We start from the raw sequence: 18847 nt of genomic DNA, 5'->3' as shown, positions 1-18847 counted from the left end.
ACGACCCCGTCTCACCGCAGTGCCTCCGCCACCTCCCGGGCGGCGTGCTTCACGCGTTCGCCGACTCGTTCGGGGACCACGTCGGCCAGCATGACCACGCCGACGCTGCCCTCCACCCCCGTGACGCCGAGCAGGGGGGCCGCCGCTCCGCAGGCGCCGGCCTCCAGTTCGCCGTGGGTGAGGGTGTAGCCGGGGTCGTCCGCGGTCTCGCCGCCGGGGGGCTGGGGCGGCTGGCGGGCGGCCAGGATCGCCTTGCCCGCGGCGCCCCGTTCCAGGGGGTGGCGGAAGCCCGCGCGGTAGGCGACGTGGTAGTCCGTCCAGGTCGGCTCCACGACCGCGACGGCCAGCGCCTCGGCGCCGTCCACCAGCGTCAGGTGGGCCGTCGCCCCTATGTCCTCGGCCAGTGCGCGCAGGGCCGGCATGGCGGCCTCGCGGACGAGGGGGTGCACCTGGCGGCCCAGGCCCAGTACGCCGAGGCCGACGCGGGCGCGGCCGCCCAGATCGCGGCGTACGAGTGCGTGCTGCTCCAGCGTGGCGAGCAACCGGTACACGACGGTCCGGTTGACGCCCAGTTTGTGGGACAGCTCGGTGACGGTCAGCCCGTGGTCCGTATCGGCCAGCAGTTTGAGGACCCGCAGTCCCCGGTCGAGCGTCTGAGAGGTCTCCGCGGTCACGACGCCCACTCCTTAGTGGTGAGGTCGGCGGCCCTCCTCGCGGGGTATGCGTCACCGAGTCCCGTCAGTGACGCGCTTCAGAGGCCGCCGATCGGCTGACGGCCCGGCCTTGTCCCGGGCCCAGTCGCTTCACGGCTGCGCTCCGCGGCGGCGCTGCCACGGGGCGTGCGTAGCGGGACAGTAAAGGACCCGGTTCGCTCAGCGGAAGGCTCCGTCCAGAATCCGGGCGCCAACCGTTATCAACCGCCTGTGTTTGTCCCAGTACGTACCGCGCACGCCCTCGGCACCGGCGCCCCGCGGGTCACTTCATCCGCGTCGCCCACTCCTGGACCTTGGCGATGCGCTGGCGCAGCTGGCCGCCGGTCGCCTCGGCGCTGGGCGGGCCGCCGCACACGCGGCGCAGTTCGGTGTGGATCACGCCGTGCGGTTTGCCGCTCTGGTGGACGTAGGCGCCGACCATGGTGTTGAGCTGCTTGCGCAGCTCCATCAGCTCCTTGTGCGAGACCACCGGGCGGCGGTCGGCGGGCAGTTCGAGCAGGTCGGCCTCTTCGTCGGGCTTCTTGCGGCTGTGCGCGATCTGCCGGGCCTGCCGCTTCTGGAGCAGCATCTGCACCTGGTCGGGCTCCAGCAGGCCCGGGATACCGAGGTAGTCCTGCTCCTCCTCGCTGCCCGGGTGGGCCTGCATGCCGAACTCGGCGCCGTTGTACATGACCCGGTCGAAGGTGGCCTCGGACTCCAGCGCCTCGAAGGAGAACTGCTCCTGCTCGCCGGTGTCCTCGTCCTGCTCCCGGTTCGCCTCGTCCATCTCCTTCTCGGACTCGGCATAGGGGTCCTCCTCGCCCTCCTTCTTGGGCTTGTCCAGGACGTGGTCCCGCTCGCGCTCCATCTCGTTCGCGAACGTGAGCAGGTCCGGGACGGTCGGGAGGAAGACCGAGGCGGTCTCGCCGCGGCGCCGGGAACGGACGAAACGGCCGACCGCCTGGGCGAAGAAGAGGGGGGTGGAGATGGTGGTGGCGTAGACGCCCACCGCGAGGCGGGGGACGTCGACGCCCTCGGACACCATGCGGACGGCGACCATCCAGCGGTCGGTGCTCGCGCTGAACGCGTCGATGTTCTTGGACGCGCCGGTGTCGTCGGACAGCACGACGGTGGCCTTGTCGCCGGTGATCTCGCGGATCAGCTTCGCGTAGGCGCGGGCGGAGTCCTGGTCGGCGGCGATGACGAGCGCCCCGGCGTCCGGGATGGCCTTCCTGACCTCGGTGAGCCGCTGGTCGGCGGCGCGCAGCACGGCCGGCATCCACTCGCCTCGCGGGTCGAGCGCGGTGCGCCAGGCCTGGCTGACGGCGTCCTTGGTCATCGGCTCGCCGAGGCGTGCGGCGATCTCGTCGCCCGCCTTCGTCCGCCAGCGCATGTTGCCGCTGTAGCTCATGAAGATGACGGGCCGCACGACACCGTCGGAGAGCGCGGAGCCGTACCCGTAGGTGTAGTCGGCGGCGGAGCGGCGGATGCCGTCGTTGCCCTCCTCGTACGCCACGAAGGGGATGGGGTTGGTGTCGGAGCGGAACGGCGTGCCGGTGAGCGCGAGGCGGCGGGTGGCGGGCTCGAAGGCCTCCAGGCACGCCTCGCCCCAGGACTTGGAGTCACCGGCGTGGTGGATTTCGTCGAGGATGACGAGGGTCTTGCGCTGCTCGACGCGGTTGCGGTGCAGCATGGGGCGCACGCCGACGCCCGCGTAGGTGATGGCGATGCCCTGGTACTCGCGGCTGAGCGGGCCCGCGCTGTACTCGGGGTCCAGCTTGATCCCTATCCGCGCCGCGGCCTCGGCCCACTGCTTCTTCAGGTGCTCGGTCGGCGCGACGACGGTCACCTGCTGCACGACGTGGTGGTGCAGCAGCCAGGACGCCAGCGTCAGCGCGAAGGTCGTCTTTCCGGCGCCGGGGGTGGCGACGGCCAGGAAGTCCCGGGGCTGGTCCTGGAGGTACTTCTCCATCGCCCCCTCCTGCCAGGCCCGCAGCTTGCCGGCGGTGCCCCAGGGGGCACGGCCCGGGAAGGCCGGGGACAGGTGGTGCGAGGTGCTGGAGCTGGCGGTGGTAGTCACGGTCTCCGAAGGGGGTAGAGCGGTCGGCCACGTATGACAACCGGGCCACCCTACCGGCGGGCCGGCGCGCTCACCGCGCGCACGGGGGCGGGTCACCCCCGGGTGGGACGGACGTCACAACCCGCGCCCGGCTGCGGTACGAGGGTCCGGGAGGCTCACCGCTCCCGCACCCGTGTCGCCACCCACGCCCCGGCCAGTGCCACCGCCGCCATCGGCAGGAACACCGCCGCGAACGCCGCCGGGTGGGAGCCGGAGGCCTCGGTGGCCGCGTGGCTGACCGTGCCGCCGCCGAGGGCCGCGAAGGCCGCGCCCCCGGCCGACAGCAGGACGACGTTGGAGAGGCCGTCGGAGATCTGGAGGGCGGCGGAGTTGGTGCCGGCCTCCTCGGGGGCGGAGAGCTTGAGCAGGAGCACGCTGGTGGAGGAGATCACCAGGCCCATGCCGAAGCAGCCGAAGGCCCAGGCGACGGCCACCGTCCAGGCCGGCACGGCGTCGATCAGCACGCTCGGCGCCGTCGCGACGGCCGCCGCGACCAGGAGCATGCCGAGGGCCATCAGACGCTCCCGGTACGGCTCCAGACGCGGCCGGGACTGGAGCCACGAGCCCCCGGCCCAGGTCGCGCCGCCGGCCGCCAGGGAGAGTCCGGCCAGCGTCGGGCTCAGTCCGCGCTGGGTGACCAGCATCAGCGGGACGAAGGACTCGGCGGCGATGAAGGACCCCGCGGCCACCCCGCGCAGCAGGACCACGGAGGGCAGGCCGCGCACCGCCCGGTAGGTGCCGCGCGGCAGCAGTCCGAGGACGGCGGGGACGAGCAGCGCCACGCCCGCCGCGCCGGGCAGCAGGGAGATCGGGCGCAGGTCCTGGGCGGCGTACTGGAGCAGGCCCGCGCCCAGCGAGATGGCGAGGGCGAGGCGGATCCGGCGGCCGTCGAAGGAGGCCGGCGCGTCCCCGTCCTCCGCGGCTCCCCGTACGGCGCCGGACGCGCGGCTGCGTATCTGCGGCAGCGCGAGGGCGAGCGGGACGACCACCAGCACCGGGATGCCGACGAACACCCAGCGCCAGCCGAGGTGCTCGGTCACGGCGCCGGAGGCCAGCGGTCCGACGACGGACGGGACCACCCAGCCCGCCGCGAACGCCGCCATGATCGCGGGCCGCAGCCGCTCCGGGTAGGCCCGCCCGACGACGACGTACAGCGCGACGATCACCAGCCCGCCGCCGAACCCCTGCACGGCCCGCCCGAGGATGAACAGCCACATCGCGCCCGCCGTCCCGGACAGCACGAGCCCGGCCGCGAAGGCGGCGATGCCGGTCGTCAGCGGGGCCAGCGGCCCGCGCCGGTCCGACCACTGACCGGAGAGCACCATCCCGAACAGGCTGGTCGTGAAGTACCCCGAGAACGCGAACGCGTACAGCGACACCCCGTCCAGCTCCCGCGCCGCCACCGGCATCGCCGTGCCGACCGCCGTCGCCTCGAAGGCGATCAGCACGATGACGGAGACGATGCCGATGCTCAGCGCCCGGTAGGCACGGCTCAGCACGGTCTCGTCGGGGGCGGCGGGAGCGGCGGCTCCGCCGGTACCGGCGGAGGGCTCGGCGGGGGCCGCGACATCGGTGTCGCGGGGCTCAGGGACGGTCATGGTCGCCAGAGTAAGGGCCGCTGCCCGCTTTTACCCCTGTCGGGAGGCGGTACGGGACCGGGACCTTGGTCGTACGACCCGGCGGCCCGGGAGGCCGTTGATGAACGGCGCATGGCAGTCGTGTTGCGGCCCGCCCGGATCCCTTGAGCACCTCACCCGCCCCGCCCTACCGTCGAGTCAACGAGTTCGAGTTCGCAAACACGACCGTGTACCCGAGTGGTCCAGGGGCCGGCCTGCAAAGCCTGTTACGTGGGTTCGAATCCCACCACGGTCTCCAACTGCGCCGCCCGGCGCAGTGCCCAGAGGGTGAGGGCGAGGGCGGAGACGTCCGCCATCAGGGGGTGGAGGGTGCCGTCGGGCGCCCGCCACGTCAGGACGGTGCCCGTCGTGCCGTCGACGGCGACGTGGGCGCCGTCCGCCAGCAGTCCCAGGCGGATCAAGTGCTCCGCGTCCGCCGGGACCGGGTGCTCGGGGTGGTCCTCGCCGTACTCCGCCAGCGTTGGCAGCGGCAGGTCCTCCGTGTCGAGGCGGAAGGGGTGGGCGTCCTCGGGCAGGCCCGTCTCGCGCAGGAAGCGGCGGGTGGGCTCGTGGGTGAGGGTCCTCGGGAAGTCGATGTCCTCGAAGCGCGTCACCCGGTCGCGGCCGAACTCCTGGTCCAGGAAGCGGGGCGGCAGGTCCCGGGAGTCTCCTGGCTCCGCGCGGTGGCTCACCGCCAGGAGCAGGCAGCTCATCAGGGTGGACGTGTTCCACAGCGACGGCCGCTCGCCGCTCCCCTGGGGCCGCCGGGACGCGCCGCGGGTCCAGGACGGGTCCTCCACCGTCGTGGCGAGGCGGACCCGGGTCAGCAGCGAGGGACCCGCCGTCCGGGCGTCCGTCGCGGTGCCCCGCGTGATCGTCGTACCGCCGGTGACCGCGTGCATCGTCTCCCCCGAGAAAGTGTGGCCGTCCGCGTGCCGGCGGCTGCCGTTCGCGCTCCTTCGGAGACTACGCGCCACCACTGACAACGCGCCTGCGCACGGACCCCGTTCGCCTCGTAGGACGCACCGGGGCGCGCGCCCGTTGCCTCATGCGCGCGAGTGGCTCAGTGACCGGTGGCCACCGCGGCCTGCGGGCGGATCGGGAGCCGGTTCACCGGGCGTCCCGTGGCCGCGCGCACCGCGGAGGCGACGGCCGCCGGGGAGGCCACCACCGGTACCGCGCTGACGGCCTTGGCGCCGAAGGGCGCGACCACGTCGCGTTCCTCGACGAGCTTCACGATCCGGATGTCGGGGGTGTCGAGCGCCGTCGGGAGGGCGTAGCCGGTCAGGTCGGGGTGGCGGATCAGGCCGCGCGGGGTGCGGAGGTTCTCCGTGAGCGCGATACCGACGCCCTGGGTGACGCCCGCCTCGATGCGGGCGGTCAGCTGGGCCGGGTTCAGGACGCGGCCGACGTCCTGGGCGACGGCCAGCTCCACCACGCGTACCGAGCCGATCTCGATGTCGACGTCGACCACCGCGCGGATCGCGCAGAAGGCCATGCCGACGAACGCGTCGCCCTGCCCGGCCTCGTCGAGCGGCTCCGTGGGGTGCGGGCGGCACTGGGCGGTGGCCCACAGTTCCTTGCCGTCCAGCGCCTCGGTGACCGTCGTCGACAGCACGCCGTCGTACGAGGTGATCTTGCCGTCGGCGATCTGGAGCAGCTCCGTGGACATCCCGAACTGGTGGGCCAGCGGCTGGAGGAGCTGGGTACGGACCATCTTGGCCGCCCGTTCCACCGCGCCGCCCGACACCCAGGTGTGCCGCCCGCGGCAGCCCGGGCCCGCCGGGGGCTGGTCGGTGTCGACGGGCGCCACCTGCACCTCGTCGACGCCGAGGGTGTCCTGCACGATCTGCCGGGCCAGGGTGGTGAAGCCCTGGCCGGTCTCGACGGCCGCGCACAGCACCGTCGCCACGCCGTCCTGGACCTTCACGGTGGCCGTGGAGACCTCGTCCGCGCCCTCGGCGCCGAGCATGTGCACCATGCCGATGCCGTAGCCCACGCCCCGGCGCACCGCGCCCGGTTCGCCCGCGCCCTCGGGGCCGCCGGGCAGCAGCCACTCGTCCTCGGGCGTGTCCTTGGGCAGGGCGGGCAGGGGGAAGTCGCGGACCGCCTGGAGGAGTTCGGCGACCGGGGCGGGACACGTGACCGTCTGGCCGGTGGGGAGCACGTCGCCGGTGGCCAGGACGTTGCGCAGCCGCACCTCGGCCGGGTCCAGGCCGAGCTTCTTGGCGACCTTGTCCATCTGCGCCTCGTACGCCGCGCAGACCTGCATCGCGCCCTCGCCGCGCACATGGCCGGAGGGCGGGTTGTTGGTGCGCACCGCCCAGCCCTCGATGAAGGCGTTCGGCACGACGTACGGGCCGCAGGCGAAGGACACCGCGGCGGCCAGGGCGTCGGACGAGGTGTCCGCGTAGGCGCCCGCGTCGAGCAGGATCTGCGCCTCGACCTTCACGATCCGGCCCTCGGCGTCCGCGTGGTGGCGGTAGCGCAGGAGGGTGGGGTGGCGGTGGGTGTGCCCGAGGAAGGACTCCTCGCGCGTGGCGGTCAGTTTCACCGGGCAGCCGGTCTTCAGCGCCAGCAGTCCGAGCGGCAGCTGGAAGCCCTGGTCCTCGCGGTCGGCGGTGGCACCCGGCACCCCGGTGACGACGATCTTCACCTGTTCGGGCGACAGGCCGTAGCAGGCGGCGGCGATGTCGCGGTCGCCGTGCGGGTCGGTGGAGGCCAGGTACAGCTCCACGCCGCCGTCGGGGCGCGGTACGGCCAGACCCGCCTCGGCTCCTATGGGGGCCGGGTCCTGGCGGCCGATGCGGTACAGGCCCTCGACGACGACCTCTCCGGCCGCGTCCGGGTCGCCGTGGCGCAGCGGGATGTGCCGGATCAGGTTGCCGTCGGGGTGCAGCGGCTCGGCCTCGAAGGCCTGCTCCGGGTCGGTGACCGGGTCGAGCAGCTCGTACTCGACGATGACGGCGGCGGCGGCCATCCGCGCGGTGTCCGGGTGGTCGGCGGCGACGGCGGCGAGCGGCTCGCCGTGGTGGCGTACGGCCTCGGAGGCGAACACCGGACGGTCGGCCTGGCCACCTCGGCCGTGCAGCGGGGTGCCGGGCACGTCCTCGTGCGTGACGACCGCCCGTACGCCGGGCATCTCGCGCGCGTGGGTGGTGTCGATGGACACGATGCGGGCGCGCGGGTGCGGTGAGCGCAGCACGGCGGCCCACAGCAGGCCCTCGGCCCACAGGTCGGCGGCGTACGGGAAGGTGCCCTCGGTCTTGGCGCGGGCGTCGGCGGGCGGCAGGGAAGCGCCGAGGCCGTGCGGGATCGGGTCGGGGACGGGGGTCGCCGCCTCGGCGGTCCCCTCGGCCTCCGCAGTCGCGGCGTCGTTGCTCACGCGTGGCCTCCGTCCCGGCCGTGGGTGCCGTGGTCTCCGTGGTCGCCGTAGGGCGGCCGGTCGTGCGGTCCGGTCGCGTCCCGCGCCCCCGGTGGTGGCTGTGCCTCGAACGCCGCCGGGTTGACGCCGCCCGCGCCGGGACCGGCCTGGTGCGGGATGCGGGGCTCCTCGGGGTCCGGTCCGGCCTGCGCGTCGGCGTCGGTGTGCGCCGCGCGTTCGGCGACGACCTCCTGGACCGCCTCCAGGACGCCCCGGTAGCCGGAGCAGCGGCACAGGTTGCCGCACAGGGCCTGGCGGGCCTCCAGCTCGGTCGGGGCCGGGTTGCCCTCCAGGAGGTTGTGCACGGTCATCGCCATGCCGGGCACGCAGAAGCCGCACTGGACGGCGCCGCGCCGGGCGAGCGCCCGCTGCACGTCCGAGGGCTGTCCGTCGGTGGCCAGGCCCTCGACGGTGCGCACCTCGCTGCCGGCCGCGGTCACGGACGGGACCAGGCAGGAGGCGACGAGCCGCCCGTCGACCTGCACGTTGCAGGCGCCGCACTCGCCCTGCGAGCAGCCGTCCTTGGCGCCCGCGAGGCCGAGCCGCTCGCGCAGCACGTACAGCAGCGACTCGCCGATCCAGGCGTCGGTGACGGGGCGGTCGGCGCCGTTGACACGCAGCACGTAGGAGGCGAGGGGGTGCTCGTCCTGCGGCCCGGCGGGCACCGACGGCTCCTGGGCCGCGTCGGGGACGCCGTCGGCGGCGGGCTCGGGTCCGTCCGTGTCGCTCCCGGCGTCCGCCGCGTCGGTACGGGCGTCGCCCGGGTCCGCCGCCTCGGTCGCTCCGTGCTCCCGGGCGGGCTCGGGCATGCGCTCCCGGCCGGCGGTCGGCGCCCGGCCCGTCACGGGGCCTTCAGCGGCCTCCGGACGGGATCCGGCCCTCGGCTCCTCGCGGGGGCCCGCGGAACGCCCTGCCGGGCCTTCAGGGGCCTCCTCGGCCCCACGGGGCCCGTCGGTGACCGTCCCGCTACCCGCGGGCGTCCCGTCGGGCACCCGGACGCCGGGACCGGGCCCGGCGGCTTCGGCCACGGGCTCGGCGTCGTCACCGGGCGCGTGGGCGTACGAACCGTCGGCGGGGCGCGGCCCGTCCGGGCTCACGGCGGGGTCGTGCCGGTGCACGGATGCGGCCGGGTCAGGGCCGTGCCCTTCCCCGTGCCCGCTCGCGGTGGAGCCGTGTCCGTGCACGTTCGGAACGGGGTCGGCCCCGGGCGCGGGCGAGCCCCGCCCGTGCGAGCCGGCGGCAGCGTCGGGGCCACGGCCCGCGTCGGCGCCGGAATCGGAGCCGTACCCGGTCGAGTCCGGCCCGTACGCGGTCGAGTCCGGCCCGTGCGTGCTCACGTCGGCGTCGGAACGGTGGCCCGTGTCGGCGCCGTGCCCCGCCCCGTGTCCGCTCGTGGGGGAGCCGTATTCGTGCCCGCTCGCGGCGGGTCGCTCCTCGTCGGCCGGTCCGGCCGGTCCGGCCGGTCCGGCCGGTCCGGCCGGTCCGGTCCGCGGCGCGTCCTCGCCCCAGGGCTGCCCGGCCGGCTGCGTCGCCCAGGGCGCCGGAGCGCCGCCGGGGAGGGTGGCCGGGGCACCGGTGCCCCACTGCTCGGCCAGGGACGACGTGGTGAACTCGCCCGACTCGTCCGGCAGGTCGCCGTCGGCGACGGGGATGGACCACTGCCCGGTCACGTCCTGGCCGGCCGCCTGCCGGGCCGCCGCGGCGTCCGCCTCGGCCTGGGACGCCTGGGCGGCCTGCGCGGCCTGGGAGAAGTCCCACTGTCCGGTGGGGCCCGGCTGGTAGGCGAACCGGTCGTCGTGCCCGGGGACGCCCGGCCCGGCGTTCACGTCGTAGGGCGCCGCCCCGCCGTACGGGTCCTGCTGGGCCGGGTACGTGTCGTACCCCTGGTGGGCGGCGGGGTCCTGACCGGCGTCCGGAACCTGCCACTGGGTGCCGTCCACGGGCGCGGACGGTGCCGACGGCACCGCCCAGGAGCCGGTGGCGGAGGGGTCGGTGCCGGCGGTGGTGGCGGGCGCGACCGTGATCTGGGGCGGCACGTAGCCGTGTCCCGGCGCGGCGAGCGGGCTGTCGGAGGAGGCGAGGAGCGCGTCCACGCCGCCCTCGGGGAGTTTCACGAAGGCGGTCGCGCCGTCGTCGTAGTCTCCCTGGGGCAGCGGGTCCCAGCGGCTGCCGCCCGGCGGGGCGCCCTGGCCGTGCTGATCGCCGTGCGGGTCGCCGTGCTGGTCGTCGGTCACGACAGGGCCCTCCCCAGTGCTCGTCGGGCCAGCGCGGCGACGGTGCGCCGCAGGTGCAGTACGGCGGGCGGAAGTTGCGGCACGGAGCCGTCCTCGTCCGGGGCCGCGTCGGGGATGCAGGCCGCGGCCACGTACTCGCCGAAGCCGTGCAGCGCCTCGGGGACGACGGCCCGGCCGTTGTCCCAGTCGATGAGCGAGGCCACCCACTGCTCGGCCTCCAGGGGCCGCAGCGGCATCGGCGCGATGGCGCCCACCGCGCACCGCACACCGCGCCTGGCCGGGTCGAGGACCAGCGCCACGGAGGCCGTCGCGCGGCCGGGTCCGGTGCGGCCGGTCGCCTTCAGGAAGACCTGCGGCGCGTGCAGCAGCGGCACGCGCACGTAGCCGATGAGTTCTCCCGCGCGGAGCATCTCCATGCCCGCCAGCAGGTGCGAGACCGGCATCTCCCGGCGGGCCCCGTCCGGGCCCGCGATGATCAGTGTGGCCTCCAGGGCGGCCAGCACCGGCAGCGCGTCCCCGGTGGGGGCGGCGGAGGCGATGTTGCCGCCGAGGGTGCCCGCGTTGCGGATCTGCGGCGGTCCGGCGGCGCGTGCGGCGGCGGCGAGCGCCGGGATGAGCGCGGCGAAGTCGGGGCGGCCCATGCGGGCATGGGTGAGGCCCGCGCCGAGCAGCGCGTGCCCGTCCTGGTACTGCCAGCCGCGGATCTCGCTGATCCGGCCGAGACCCACCAGCGCGGCGGGCCTGAGCTGCCCGGAGTTGACGGCCGCCATCAGGTCGGTGCCGCCCGCGACCGGAACGGCCGCGGGCATCGCGGTGAGCGCCGCCACGGCCTCGTCCAGTGTCGTGGGCAGCGTGACGGCCTGCGCCGCCTGCGGTGCGTGCGTGGTCAAACCGACTGCCCCTTCCCGCTGTCCCACCTGGTCCCGCCCATGTGGCCGTACGGTACGACCCGACAGGGTGGACGTGGCAACTCTGGCACATCTTCGCAGGGCCCGAACGCAGGGGTCCGCTAGGAGGCATTCGCCCGCCTCGCCGGTGAGATGGTCCGTTTTCGTACGGGATCTCCGATGATCGGAGCTACGCGTGATGCGCGCGAGTTGCCACTCTTCGGTGACGTTTAGGGGCGTTTCTCTTACTTGTTCGGTGGCGGCCCGTCCATCGGGCGGCCGAGCACACCGGGCCGCCGCTGCCAGGGCCGCGGGCCGGTCGGCGGGCGGTAGGCGACGCCCAGGGCGTCGAGCCGCCGGTAGTGGGTGGCCATCCGCCGCTCGAAGGCGGCGTAGTCCCGGTCGGCAGGGGCGGGCAGGTCGCTCCAGGCGACCTCGGCGAAGGCGGCGAGCCGCGGGAAGAGCTGGTAGTCCACCCGCTCCTGGTTCTCCGTCACCTCGGTCCACAGGTTCGCCTGGGTGCCGATCACATGTCCGGACTCCTGAGGGGTCAGTTCCGCCGGAACCGGCTCGAACCGGTAGACGTCCTCCAGGGTGCGTACGAAGGCGATCGGCACCGGTTCGTCCTCGCCGCCGTCCTCCCGGAAGTTCAGGTACACCTGCTGCTCGGGGCACATCACGACGTCGTGCCCCGCGCGCGCGGCGGCGATCCCGCCCGCGTAACCGCGCCAGGAGGAGACGGCCGCGCCCTTGGCGAGTCCGCCCTCCAGGATCTCGTCCCAGCCGATGAGCCGGCGCCCGCGTCCGGCGAGCCAGGTGTCGAAGTGCTGGATGAACCAGGACTGGAGTTCGTCCTCGTCGGCGAGGCCGAGTTCCGCCATCCGCGCCTGCGCGGTGGCCGAGGCCCGCCACTGGTCCTTGGGGCATTCGTCGCCGCCGATGTGGACGAACTCGGAGGGGAAAAGCTCCAGGATTTCCTCGAACACGCCCTCGTAGAAGCGCAGCGTGTTCTCGGTGGGGGCGAGGACGTTCGGGGACACCCCCCAGGTGTCCCAGACGGAGAGCGCGGTGGTGTCGGTCACATCGGTGTTGCCGAGTTCCGGATACGCCGCGATGGCGGCCTGCGAGTGTCCGGGCACGTCGATTTCGGGAACGACGGTGATGTGCCGTGCGGCCGCGTAGGCGACGATCTCCCGGATGTCCTCCTGCGTGTAGTAGCCGCCGTGGGGTTTGTCCTCCCACAGCGGCGAGGCCCGGTGACCGTATTTCGTGCGGGAGCGCCAGGAGCCGGTCTCGGTGAGCTTCGGGTGGCGTTTGATCTCGATGCGCCAGCCCTGGTCGTCCGTCAGGTGGAAGTGCAGGACGTTGAGTTTGTGGGCGGCCATCAGGTCCAGTTGGCGCAGGACGCCGTCCTTCGGCATGAAGTGCCGGGAGACGTCCAGCATCAGTCCGCGCCAGCCGAAGCGGGGCGCGTCCTCGATGCGGCCCAGCGGCAGCCGCCACCGGCGGCCGGGCAGCGGGGCACGCCGGAAGGCGTCCGGGCCGAGCAGCTGGCGCAGGGTCTGGGCGCCCCAGAAGAGGCCGGCGGGCCCGCCGCCGGTGAGCCGCACGCCGTCCGCCGCGATGTCGAGGCGGTAGCCCTCGTCGGCGAGTTCCCCGTCAAGGGACAGCCGGACGACGCCGCCGCCACCCGCGCCGGGAGCCAGCGGCAGGCCGGTGGCCGCGCCCAGGGTGGCGCGCAGCCAGCGCTCGGTGTGCTCGGCGCCTTCGCCGGCCACCAGCCGTGTGTCGGGGCCGAGGTCGAAGAAGGCGTCCCGGGCCGCCGCGTGCCGCGGCCGGGGAATCACGTCGGTCGCGTCCGTCACGTCCGTCAGGTCCGTCAGGTCCGTCACGTTGTCAGTCCTTTACCGCTCCGCCGAGGCCGGAGACGAGTCGTCGTTGTACGAGTACGAAGAAGACCAGCACCGGAATCGTCATCACCGTGGACGCGGCCATGACGCCGCCCCAGTCGGGATCGTCCGGCTTGTAGAAGACCAGCAGCGCCATCGGCAGCGTCGACTGGGAGGTGTCGCTGATGATGAACGACTTGGCGAACAGGAAGTCGTTCCAGGTCGAGATGAAGGAGAAGACGCTGGTGGCCACGAGACCCGGGAAGACCAGCGGGAAAAGGATCTGCCAGAGAAAGCGGCTCCGGCTCGCCCCGTCGATGTGGGCGGCCTCTTCCAGGGCCTCCGGCACCGCTTTCACGAAGCCCCGCAGCATCCAGATCGCGAAGGGCAGCGAGAAGGCGATGTGGGGCAGGATCAGCGAACCCAGCGTGTTCAGCTGGCCGAAGTCCCGCATGAGGAAGAACAGCGGGATGGTGAGCGCCTCCACGGGCACCATCTGGGCCACCAGGAACATGATCAGCAGGGTGGTCCGGAAACGGAACCGGAAACGCGTCACCGCGGTCGCCGCGAGGAACGCGATCAACGCCGAGGCGATCACCACGGAACCCGCCACGATCAGGCTGTTGAGAAAGTAACGGCCGAATTCCTGCTGCTCGAACACCCGCCGGAAGGAGTCCAGCGAGGGGGTCAGCGTCCAGGGCCGGGGCTCGCTCGACTCGATCTCCCCGGCCGGTTTGAAGGCGCTCAGCACCATCCAGTACAGCGGGAAGGCGACGACCACCGCGATCAGCAGTGCGGACACCTCGGCCGCGAGCCGCCACGGACGGCGCACTCGCGCGCGCAGAAGATTCACAGCTCCTCCCCCTGGCGGCGCAGCAGCCGCAGGTAGAGCAGCGTCACCGCGAGCAGGATCAGCAGCATGACCACGCCGATCGCGGAGCCGAGGCTGTACTGCGAGGACGCGAAGGCCTTCTGGTAGGCGTAGACGTTCAGGACCATGTTCTGGCCGGCGATGCCGCCGCCGTTGGTCATGACGTAGATCTGGGTGAAGACCTTGAAGTCCCAGATGACCGACTGGATGGTGACGACCACCAGGATCGGCCGGAGCATCGGCGCGAGCACCGAGCGCCAGATCCGCCACTGCGAGGCCCCGTCCAGTGACGCGGCCTCCAGCACCTCGGACGGTACGGCCCGGATCCCGGCGTAGACGGTCACCATGACGAACGGGAAGGAGCACCAGACCACTTCGAGCAGCACCAGCAGGAAGGCGCTGTAGCGCCCGTACGTCCAGGAGTGGTCGCCGAGGCCCAGCATCCGGTTGACGGGCCCGAAGTCCGGGTCGAACAGCAGCAGCCAGACCGTCGACCCGGTGACCGCCGGGGTCGCCCAGGCGCCCAGTCCCGCCAGCATCAACGCCAGTCGCGGCAGGGCCCGCACCCGCGTCAGCAGCACGGCGAGCGCACACCCGACGGCCAGCGTGGACACCACACAGGCGGCCGCGAACACGACGGTGGCGAGCAGCACCCGCCAGAACTCCCCGTCCCCGAACAGCTCGGCATAGTTCCCGAACCCCTGGAACGTCGCCGGCTCCCCACCACTGACCTGGGCCTGCGTGTACTCCAGAAAGGAGATCAGCCCGAGCTGGTAAACGGGGTAAACGAGCAGCCCACCAAGGACGACAAGAGCGGGGGCGAGATACAACCAAGGGGTACTGGAGGAGCCCCGGAAGGGGCGCGGGGCTGTGTTGGATTTGCGGCTACCGCCGCGCGGGCGCGACAAGCCACGACGACGCCGCACCCGCCCACGCACCACACTCCCCGAGCTCATAGGCGAACCCGTCATCCGGCGGAGCCAAACGCGTCGTCCATCTTCTTCGCGGCATCCCCAGCGGCAGCGCCCACGTCCTTCTTGCCGCTGACCACCTCCTGGAACATCGTCGGCAGCACCAGCGAGGAGTCGATCGTCGCCCACGCGGGAGACGCCGGGACGAACTTCGTGCCCGCGGCGAGCGTGTCGACGAACGGCTTCACGAACGGCTCCTTCGCCGCCACCTGCTGCCGTACGTCCGTGAAGGTCGGCAGGAAGCCCATCGCGTCGAACAGTTCGCCCTGCGCCTTCTTCGACGCGAGCCGCTTCATCAGGTCGACGGCGAGGGTGCGGTGCGAGGTGCTCTTCAGCACGCCGATGTTGTTGCCGCCCGCGAAGGCGGGAGCGATGGACCCGGACTCGACGCCCGGCAGCGGCACGACCGCGTACTTGCCCTTCGCCTTGCCGGCCTCCACGGCCTGGTGGCTGAAGTCGCCGCCGATGGCCATGGCCGCCTTGCCGGAGGCGAAGGCGGTGACGGTGTCGTTGCCGGTCATGCCGGCGCACTTGGCGGCGGGGCAGTTGCCGTCCCCGAACAGGGACGTGTACGCCTCGATGCCCTTCTGGGCGGCGGCGCTGTCGATCGCGGAGGCGTACGAGCCGCCCTTGCCGGTGGCGAGTTCACCGCCGTTGGCCCAGATGAACGGCATCGCGCCGTAGGTGTAGGCGCCGCCGACCGCGATGCCGTAGAGGTCGGGCTTCGCGGCGTGCACCTTCTTGGCGGTGGACGCCAGTTCCGCCAGCGACTTGGGAGGTTCGAGACCGAGCTCGTCGAAGACGTCGGTGCGGTAGTAGAGGGCGCGGACGCCGACGAAGTAGGGGGCGCCGTAAACCTTTCCGTCCACGGTGACCGACTGGCGGGCGGTGGGGTCGGCGTCCTTGGCCTCGTCCCAGGCCGCGAACTCCCCGGATATGTCGGCGAGTCCGCCGTCCTTCACGTAACCGGCGGTGTCGGTGTTGCCGAACTCGATGACGTCGGGGGCGCTCTTCGGGTCGTTGAAGGCGGCCTTGATGCGCTGGGCGCGGGTCTCGACCGGGATGTACTCCACGGTGACCTTCGTGTCCGCATGCGCCTTCTCGAAGTCGGCGAGGGCCGCGTCGACGACCTTTTCCTTCGGCTTGTTGTTGACCTCCTGGAACAGCCAGACGCGCAGGGTGCCGCTCTTCTCGTCCTTGCCGGAGGAGGAGTTGTCGGACGCCTGGGGTGCGCAGGCCGTCGCGGCGACGACGGCCGCGGCCAGCAGTACGGCAAGGCGGGGGGCGAGCTTCATGGAGTCTTTCCTCCGAGCGTGCGTTGCAACATATGCAATGACGGTTTCGCTCTGCACAACACCCAGGAGCGTAGGGAGACATGAACCTGTCCACAAGAGGTCTGAACCAATTCGTAAACCTCTTTGTTAATCAGCCCGGACGCACGAAGGCCCCCGGAGTGCGCGCGGGCACACTCCGGGGGCCTTCGGGAAGATCTGCGAGGTCTGTACGGGCAGCGGCGCCGCTTCCCGGCGCCCGGCGCCTACTTCTTGTCGCCGCCCTTGCCCTCGTCCCCGCCACCGCTCATGGACTCGTAGATCTCCTTGCACATGGGGCAGACGGGGTACTTCTTCGGATCGCGGCCCGGTACCCAGACCTTGCCGCACAGCGCCACGACGGGGGTGCCGTCGAGGGCGCTCGCCATGATCTTGTCCTTCTGGACGTAATGCGCGAAGCGCTCGTGATCGCCGTCGCCGTGGGACGTCTGCGGCGCCGGCTCGACGAGGGTTCCCGTACCTGTCCCGCGCTCGGGCTCGAGAGTGCTCATAACGGCCAAGGGTACTGAAGCTCACACGCTTCAGTTGAGCGAAGGGTCGTCCGGATACGTCGCCACCATCGCCAGGTCGCCCCGCTGGCGGCGCAGCACCTCGCGCCAGAGTCTCTCCGGGAACGGCGAGGAGACGTCACCGGGCTCGGACTCGACCACGTACCAGGCACCCTCGGTCAGCTCGTCCTCCAGCTGGCCGGGCCCCCAGCCCGCGTACCCGGCGAAGATCCGCAGCGCGCCCACGGCGGACGCCAGCAGCTCCGGCGGCGCCTCCAGGTCCACCAGGCCGATCGCGCCGTGCACCCGGCGCCAGCCCAGCGGCGCCCGCTCGCCCGACGCCCCGCCGGGGACGACGGCGACACCGAGGGCCGAGTCCAGGGACACCGGGCCGCCCTGGAAGACGACGCCCGGCTCACCGGCCAGGTCCGCCCAGTCCTCCAGGATGTCGCCCACGTCGACGGGCGTGGGACGGTTGAGGACGACACCGAGGGAGCCCTCCTCGTCGTGGTCGAGGAGGAGCACCACCGCACGCTCGAAGTTCGGGTCCGCCAGGGCGGGCGTTGCCACGAGCAGCCGCCCCGTGAGCGAGGACACCTCGGTCATGCCAGACATGATCCCGCATGTTCCCCTCCGGTGGGGAGGCAATCGGGGGCACGGGAGTGAACACGCACCCGCGCACGCCCCTGGATCGTGACCCCCCGTACGCGCCGGTGAACACCGCGTGTTGTGACAAATCCATGACGTTGCCGGACCGTGCGCAGGCGCATGGATGGGGGGTACAAGACGATTACCCTTTCCCTTCTGGCCCCTGCCCAACCCCACGGAACGCGAGATTCATGACCGTCAACGGCGCTGATGACGTACTGCTTGTCCACGGCGGAACCCCGCTGGAGGGCGAGATCCGGGTCCGCGGTGCGAAGAACCTCGTGCCGAAGGCCATGGTGGCGGCCCTGCTGGGCAGTGCGCCGAGCCGGCTGCGCAACGTGCCGGACATCCGCGACGTGCGGGTCGTACGCGGACTGCTGCAGCTGCACGGGGTGACCGTCCGTCCGGGCGAGGAGCCCGGCGAGCTGGTGATGGACCCGACGCACGTGGAGAGCGCGAACGTCGCCGACATCGATGCCCACGCGGGCTCGTCGCGCATCCCGATCCTGTTCTGCGGCCCGCTGCTGCACCGTCTCGGGCACGCCTTCATCCCGGGCCTGGGCGGCTGCGACATCGGCGGGCGGCCGATCGACTTCCACTTCGACGTGCTGCGGCAGTTCGGCGCGACGATCGAGAAGCGGGCGGACGGCCAGTACCTGGAGGCTCCGCAGCGGCTGCGCGGTACGAAGATCAACCTGCCGTACCCGTCCGTCGGCGCGACCGAGCAGGTGCTGCTGACGGCCGTGCTGGCCGAGGGCGTCACGGAGCTGTCCAACGCGGCCGTCGAACCCGAGATCGAGGACCTGATCTGCGTCCTGCAGAAAATGGGCGCGATCATCGCGATGGACACCGACCGCACGATCCGCATCACGGGCGTGGACGAGCTGGGCGGTTACACCCACCGTGCCCTCTCGGACCGCCTGGAGGCCGCCTCCTGGGCCTCCGCGGCCCTGGCCACCGAGGGCAACGTCTACGTCCGCGGGGCCCAGCAGCGCTCGATGATGACGTTCCTCAACACCTTCCGGAAGGTGGGCGGCGCCTTCGAGATCGACGACGAGGGCATCCGCTTCTGGCACCCGGGCGGCCGGCTGAAGTCCATCGCCCTGGAGACGGACGTGCACCCCGGCTTCCAGACCGACTGGCAGCAGCCCCTGGTGGTGGCGCTGACGCAGGCCACGGGACTGTCCATCGTCCACGAGACGGTCTACGAGTCCCGGCTGGGCTTCACCTCGGCGCTCAACCAGATGGGCGCCCACATCCAGCTCTACCGGGAGTGCCTGGGCGGTTCCCACTGCCGTTTCGGCCAGCGCAACTTCCTGCACTCGGCCGTGGTCTCCGGGCCGACCAAGCTGGAGGGCGCCGACCTGGTCATCCCCGACCTGCGCGGCGGCTTCTCGTACCTGATCGCCGCCCTCGCGGCCCAGGGCACCTCCCGGGTGCACGGCATCGACCTGATCAACCGCGGCTACGAGAACTTCATGGACAAGCTCGTCGAACTGGGCGCGAAGGTGGAACTCCCGGGCAAGGCACTCGGCTGACGCACGCACATACGCCGGTGGGGGGGGGGACCGGGGGGGGGGGGGAATACCCCCCGGGTATGTGTGTTCGTTCTCACAATGTGTTTTCCTGGGGGTTCACCTCTTTTCCCCATTCTCTGAGATCTTTCCCGCAGCTCTT

General features: G+C 72.5%; 14 protein-coding genes and 1 tRNA gene. 2 read left to right on the top strand and 13 right to left on the bottom strand.

All coding sequences use genetic code 11. The features are described from left to right. Positions 1-11 precede the first annotated feature (11 nt). The 3 genes from ACZ7MF_RS22515 to ACZ7MF_RS22505 form a co-directional block, all read right to left on the bottom strand. Positions 12-674 (bottom strand): IclR family transcriptional regulator, encoded by a 663-nt coding sequence (locus tag ACZ7MF_RS22515; protein WP_471479122.1) that lies wholly within the window; start codon positions 672-674, stop codon positions 12-14. 301 nt (positions 675-975) lie between these two features. Continuing rightward, a complete protein-coding gene (locus ACZ7MF_RS22510) occupies positions 976-2772 on the bottom strand; it encodes a DEAD/DEAH box helicase (protein WP_471479120.1) in 1797 nt (598 codons plus the stop codon). Between the two features lie 155 nt (positions 2773-2927). After that, a complete protein-coding gene (locus tag ACZ7MF_RS22505) occupies positions 2928-4409 on the bottom strand; it encodes an MFS transporter (RefSeq protein WP_471479119.1) in 1482 nt (493 codons plus the stop codon). Positions 4410-4611: 202 nt separating this feature from the next. On the opposite strand from ACZ7MF_RS22505, the gene ACZ7MF_RS22500 reads away from it, so the two are divergent. Next, positions 4612-4686: transfer RNA gene (locus ACZ7MF_RS22500), tRNA-Cys, on the top strand. Here the strand turns inward: ACZ7MF_RS22500 and ACZ7MF_RS22495 are convergent. From ACZ7MF_RS22495 to ACZ7MF_RS22450, 10 genes are all read right to left on the bottom strand, one after another. Further along, complete coding sequence (locus tag ACZ7MF_RS22495) at positions 4655-5329, bottom strand: SUKH-4 family immunity protein (protein ID WP_471479117.1); 675 nt, start codon at positions 5327-5329, stop codon at positions 4655-4657. The two genes, ACZ7MF_RS22500 and ACZ7MF_RS22495, sit on opposite strands and share 32 nt — an antisense overlap. A gap of 161 nt (positions 5330-5490) precedes the next feature. Beyond that, positions 5491-7812, bottom strand: a complete 2322-nt coding sequence (locus ACZ7MF_RS22490) for a xanthine dehydrogenase family protein molybdopterin-binding subunit (RefSeq protein ID WP_471479115.1) — start codon at positions 7810-7812, stop codon at positions 5491-5493. Then, positions 7809-10085, bottom strand: a complete 2277-nt coding sequence (locus tag ACZ7MF_RS22485) for a (2Fe-2S)-binding protein (RefSeq protein ID WP_471479113.1) — start codon at positions 10083-10085, stop codon at positions 7809-7811. The genes ACZ7MF_RS22490 and ACZ7MF_RS22485 overlap by 4 nt, the downstream gene beginning before the upstream one ends. Then, positions 10082-10975: an FAD binding domain-containing protein gene (locus ACZ7MF_RS22480; RefSeq protein WP_052841719.1), complete on the bottom strand. Its 894-nt coding sequence runs from the start codon at positions 10973-10975 to the stop codon at positions 10082-10084. Before ACZ7MF_RS22480 ends, ACZ7MF_RS22485 begins: the two co-directional genes overlap by 4 nt. A 242-nt stretch (positions 10976-11217) precedes the next feature. Continuing rightward, positions 11218-12855, bottom strand: coding sequence for a beta-N-acetylhexosaminidase (locus ACZ7MF_RS22475; protein ID WP_471480088.1), 1638 nt, complete (start codon positions 12853-12855; stop codon positions 11218-11220). A 13-nt stretch (positions 12856-12868) separates the two neighbouring features. Continuing rightward, positions 12869-13714 carry a carbohydrate ABC transporter permease gene (locus ACZ7MF_RS22470; RefSeq protein ID WP_356858578.1) on the bottom strand — a complete coding sequence of 282 codons (846 nt, stop codon included), beginning with the start codon at positions 13712-13714 and terminating at the stop codon, positions 12869-12871. Further along, positions 13711-14703 (bottom strand): carbohydrate ABC transporter permease, encoded by a 993-nt coding sequence (locus ACZ7MF_RS22465; RefSeq protein ID WP_471479112.1) that lies wholly within the window; start codon positions 14701-14703, stop codon positions 13711-13713. Before ACZ7MF_RS22465 ends, ACZ7MF_RS22470 begins: the two co-directional genes overlap by 4 nt. Next, the gene (locus tag ACZ7MF_RS22460) at positions 14700-15998 is read right to left on the bottom strand and encodes an extracellular solute-binding protein (protein ID WP_471479110.1); all 1299 of its coding nucleotides are present in this window, start codon (positions 15996-15998) and stop codon (positions 14700-14702) included. The genes ACZ7MF_RS22465 and ACZ7MF_RS22460 overlap by 4 nt, the downstream gene beginning before the upstream one ends. A 242-nt stretch (positions 15999-16240) precedes the next feature. Then, positions 16241-16525 carry a DUF3039 domain-containing protein gene (locus ACZ7MF_RS22455; RefSeq protein WP_356858584.1) on the bottom strand — a complete coding sequence of 95 codons (285 nt, stop codon included), beginning with the start codon at positions 16523-16525 and terminating at the stop codon, positions 16241-16243. Between the two features lie 30 nt (positions 16526-16555). Beyond that, entirely contained in the window at positions 16556-17128 is a 573-nt protein-coding gene (locus ACZ7MF_RS22450; RefSeq protein WP_042826249.1) for a YqgE/AlgH family protein, read from the bottom strand. Between the two features lie 233 nt (positions 17129-17361). Between ACZ7MF_RS22450 and murA the strand changes: the two genes are divergently transcribed. Beyond that, positions 17362-18708, top strand: a complete 1347-nt coding sequence (gene murA / locus ACZ7MF_RS22445) for a UDP-N-acetylglucosamine 1-carboxyvinyltransferase (RefSeq protein ID WP_356858586.1) — start codon at positions 17362-17364, stop codon at positions 18706-18708. The last annotated feature ends 139 nt before the right edge of the window (positions 18709-18847 follow it).

It is taken from the genome of Streptomyces sp. NPDC111628 (assembly GCF_055635195.1).
Note: the sequence above shows the minus strand (reverse complement) of the source record. Positions and strands in the feature narration are given on the sequence as shown.

Coding starts and splice junctions, on each gene's coding strand:
- ACZ7MF_RS22505 (WP_471479119.1), bottom strand. CDS start 4,409: ATGACCGTCCCTGAGCCCCGCGACACCGATGTCGCGGCCCCCGCCGAG.
- ACZ7MF_RS22495 (WP_471479117.1), bottom strand. CDS start 5,329: ATGCACGCGGTCACCGGCGGTACGACGATCACGCGGGGCACCGCGACG.
- ACZ7MF_RS22465 (WP_471479112.1), bottom strand. CDS start 14,703: ATGACGGGTTCGCCTATGAGCTCGGGGAGTGTGGTGCGTGGGCGGGTG.
- ACZ7MF_RS22460 (WP_471479110.1), bottom strand. CDS start 15,998: ATGAAGCTCGCCCCCCGCCTTGCCGTACTGCTGGCCGCGGCCGTCGTC.
- ACZ7MF_RS22455 (WP_356858584.1), bottom strand. CDS start 16,525: ATGAGCACTCTCGAGCCCGAGCGCGGGACAGGTACGGGAACCCTCGTC.
- ACZ7MF_RS22450 (WP_042826249.1), bottom strand. CDS start 17,128: ATGACCGAGGTGTCCTCGCTCACGGGGCGGCTGCTCGTGGCAACGCCC.
- murA (WP_356858586.1), top strand. CDS start 17,362: ATGACCGTCAACGGCGCTGATGACGTACTGCTTGTCCACGGCGGAACC.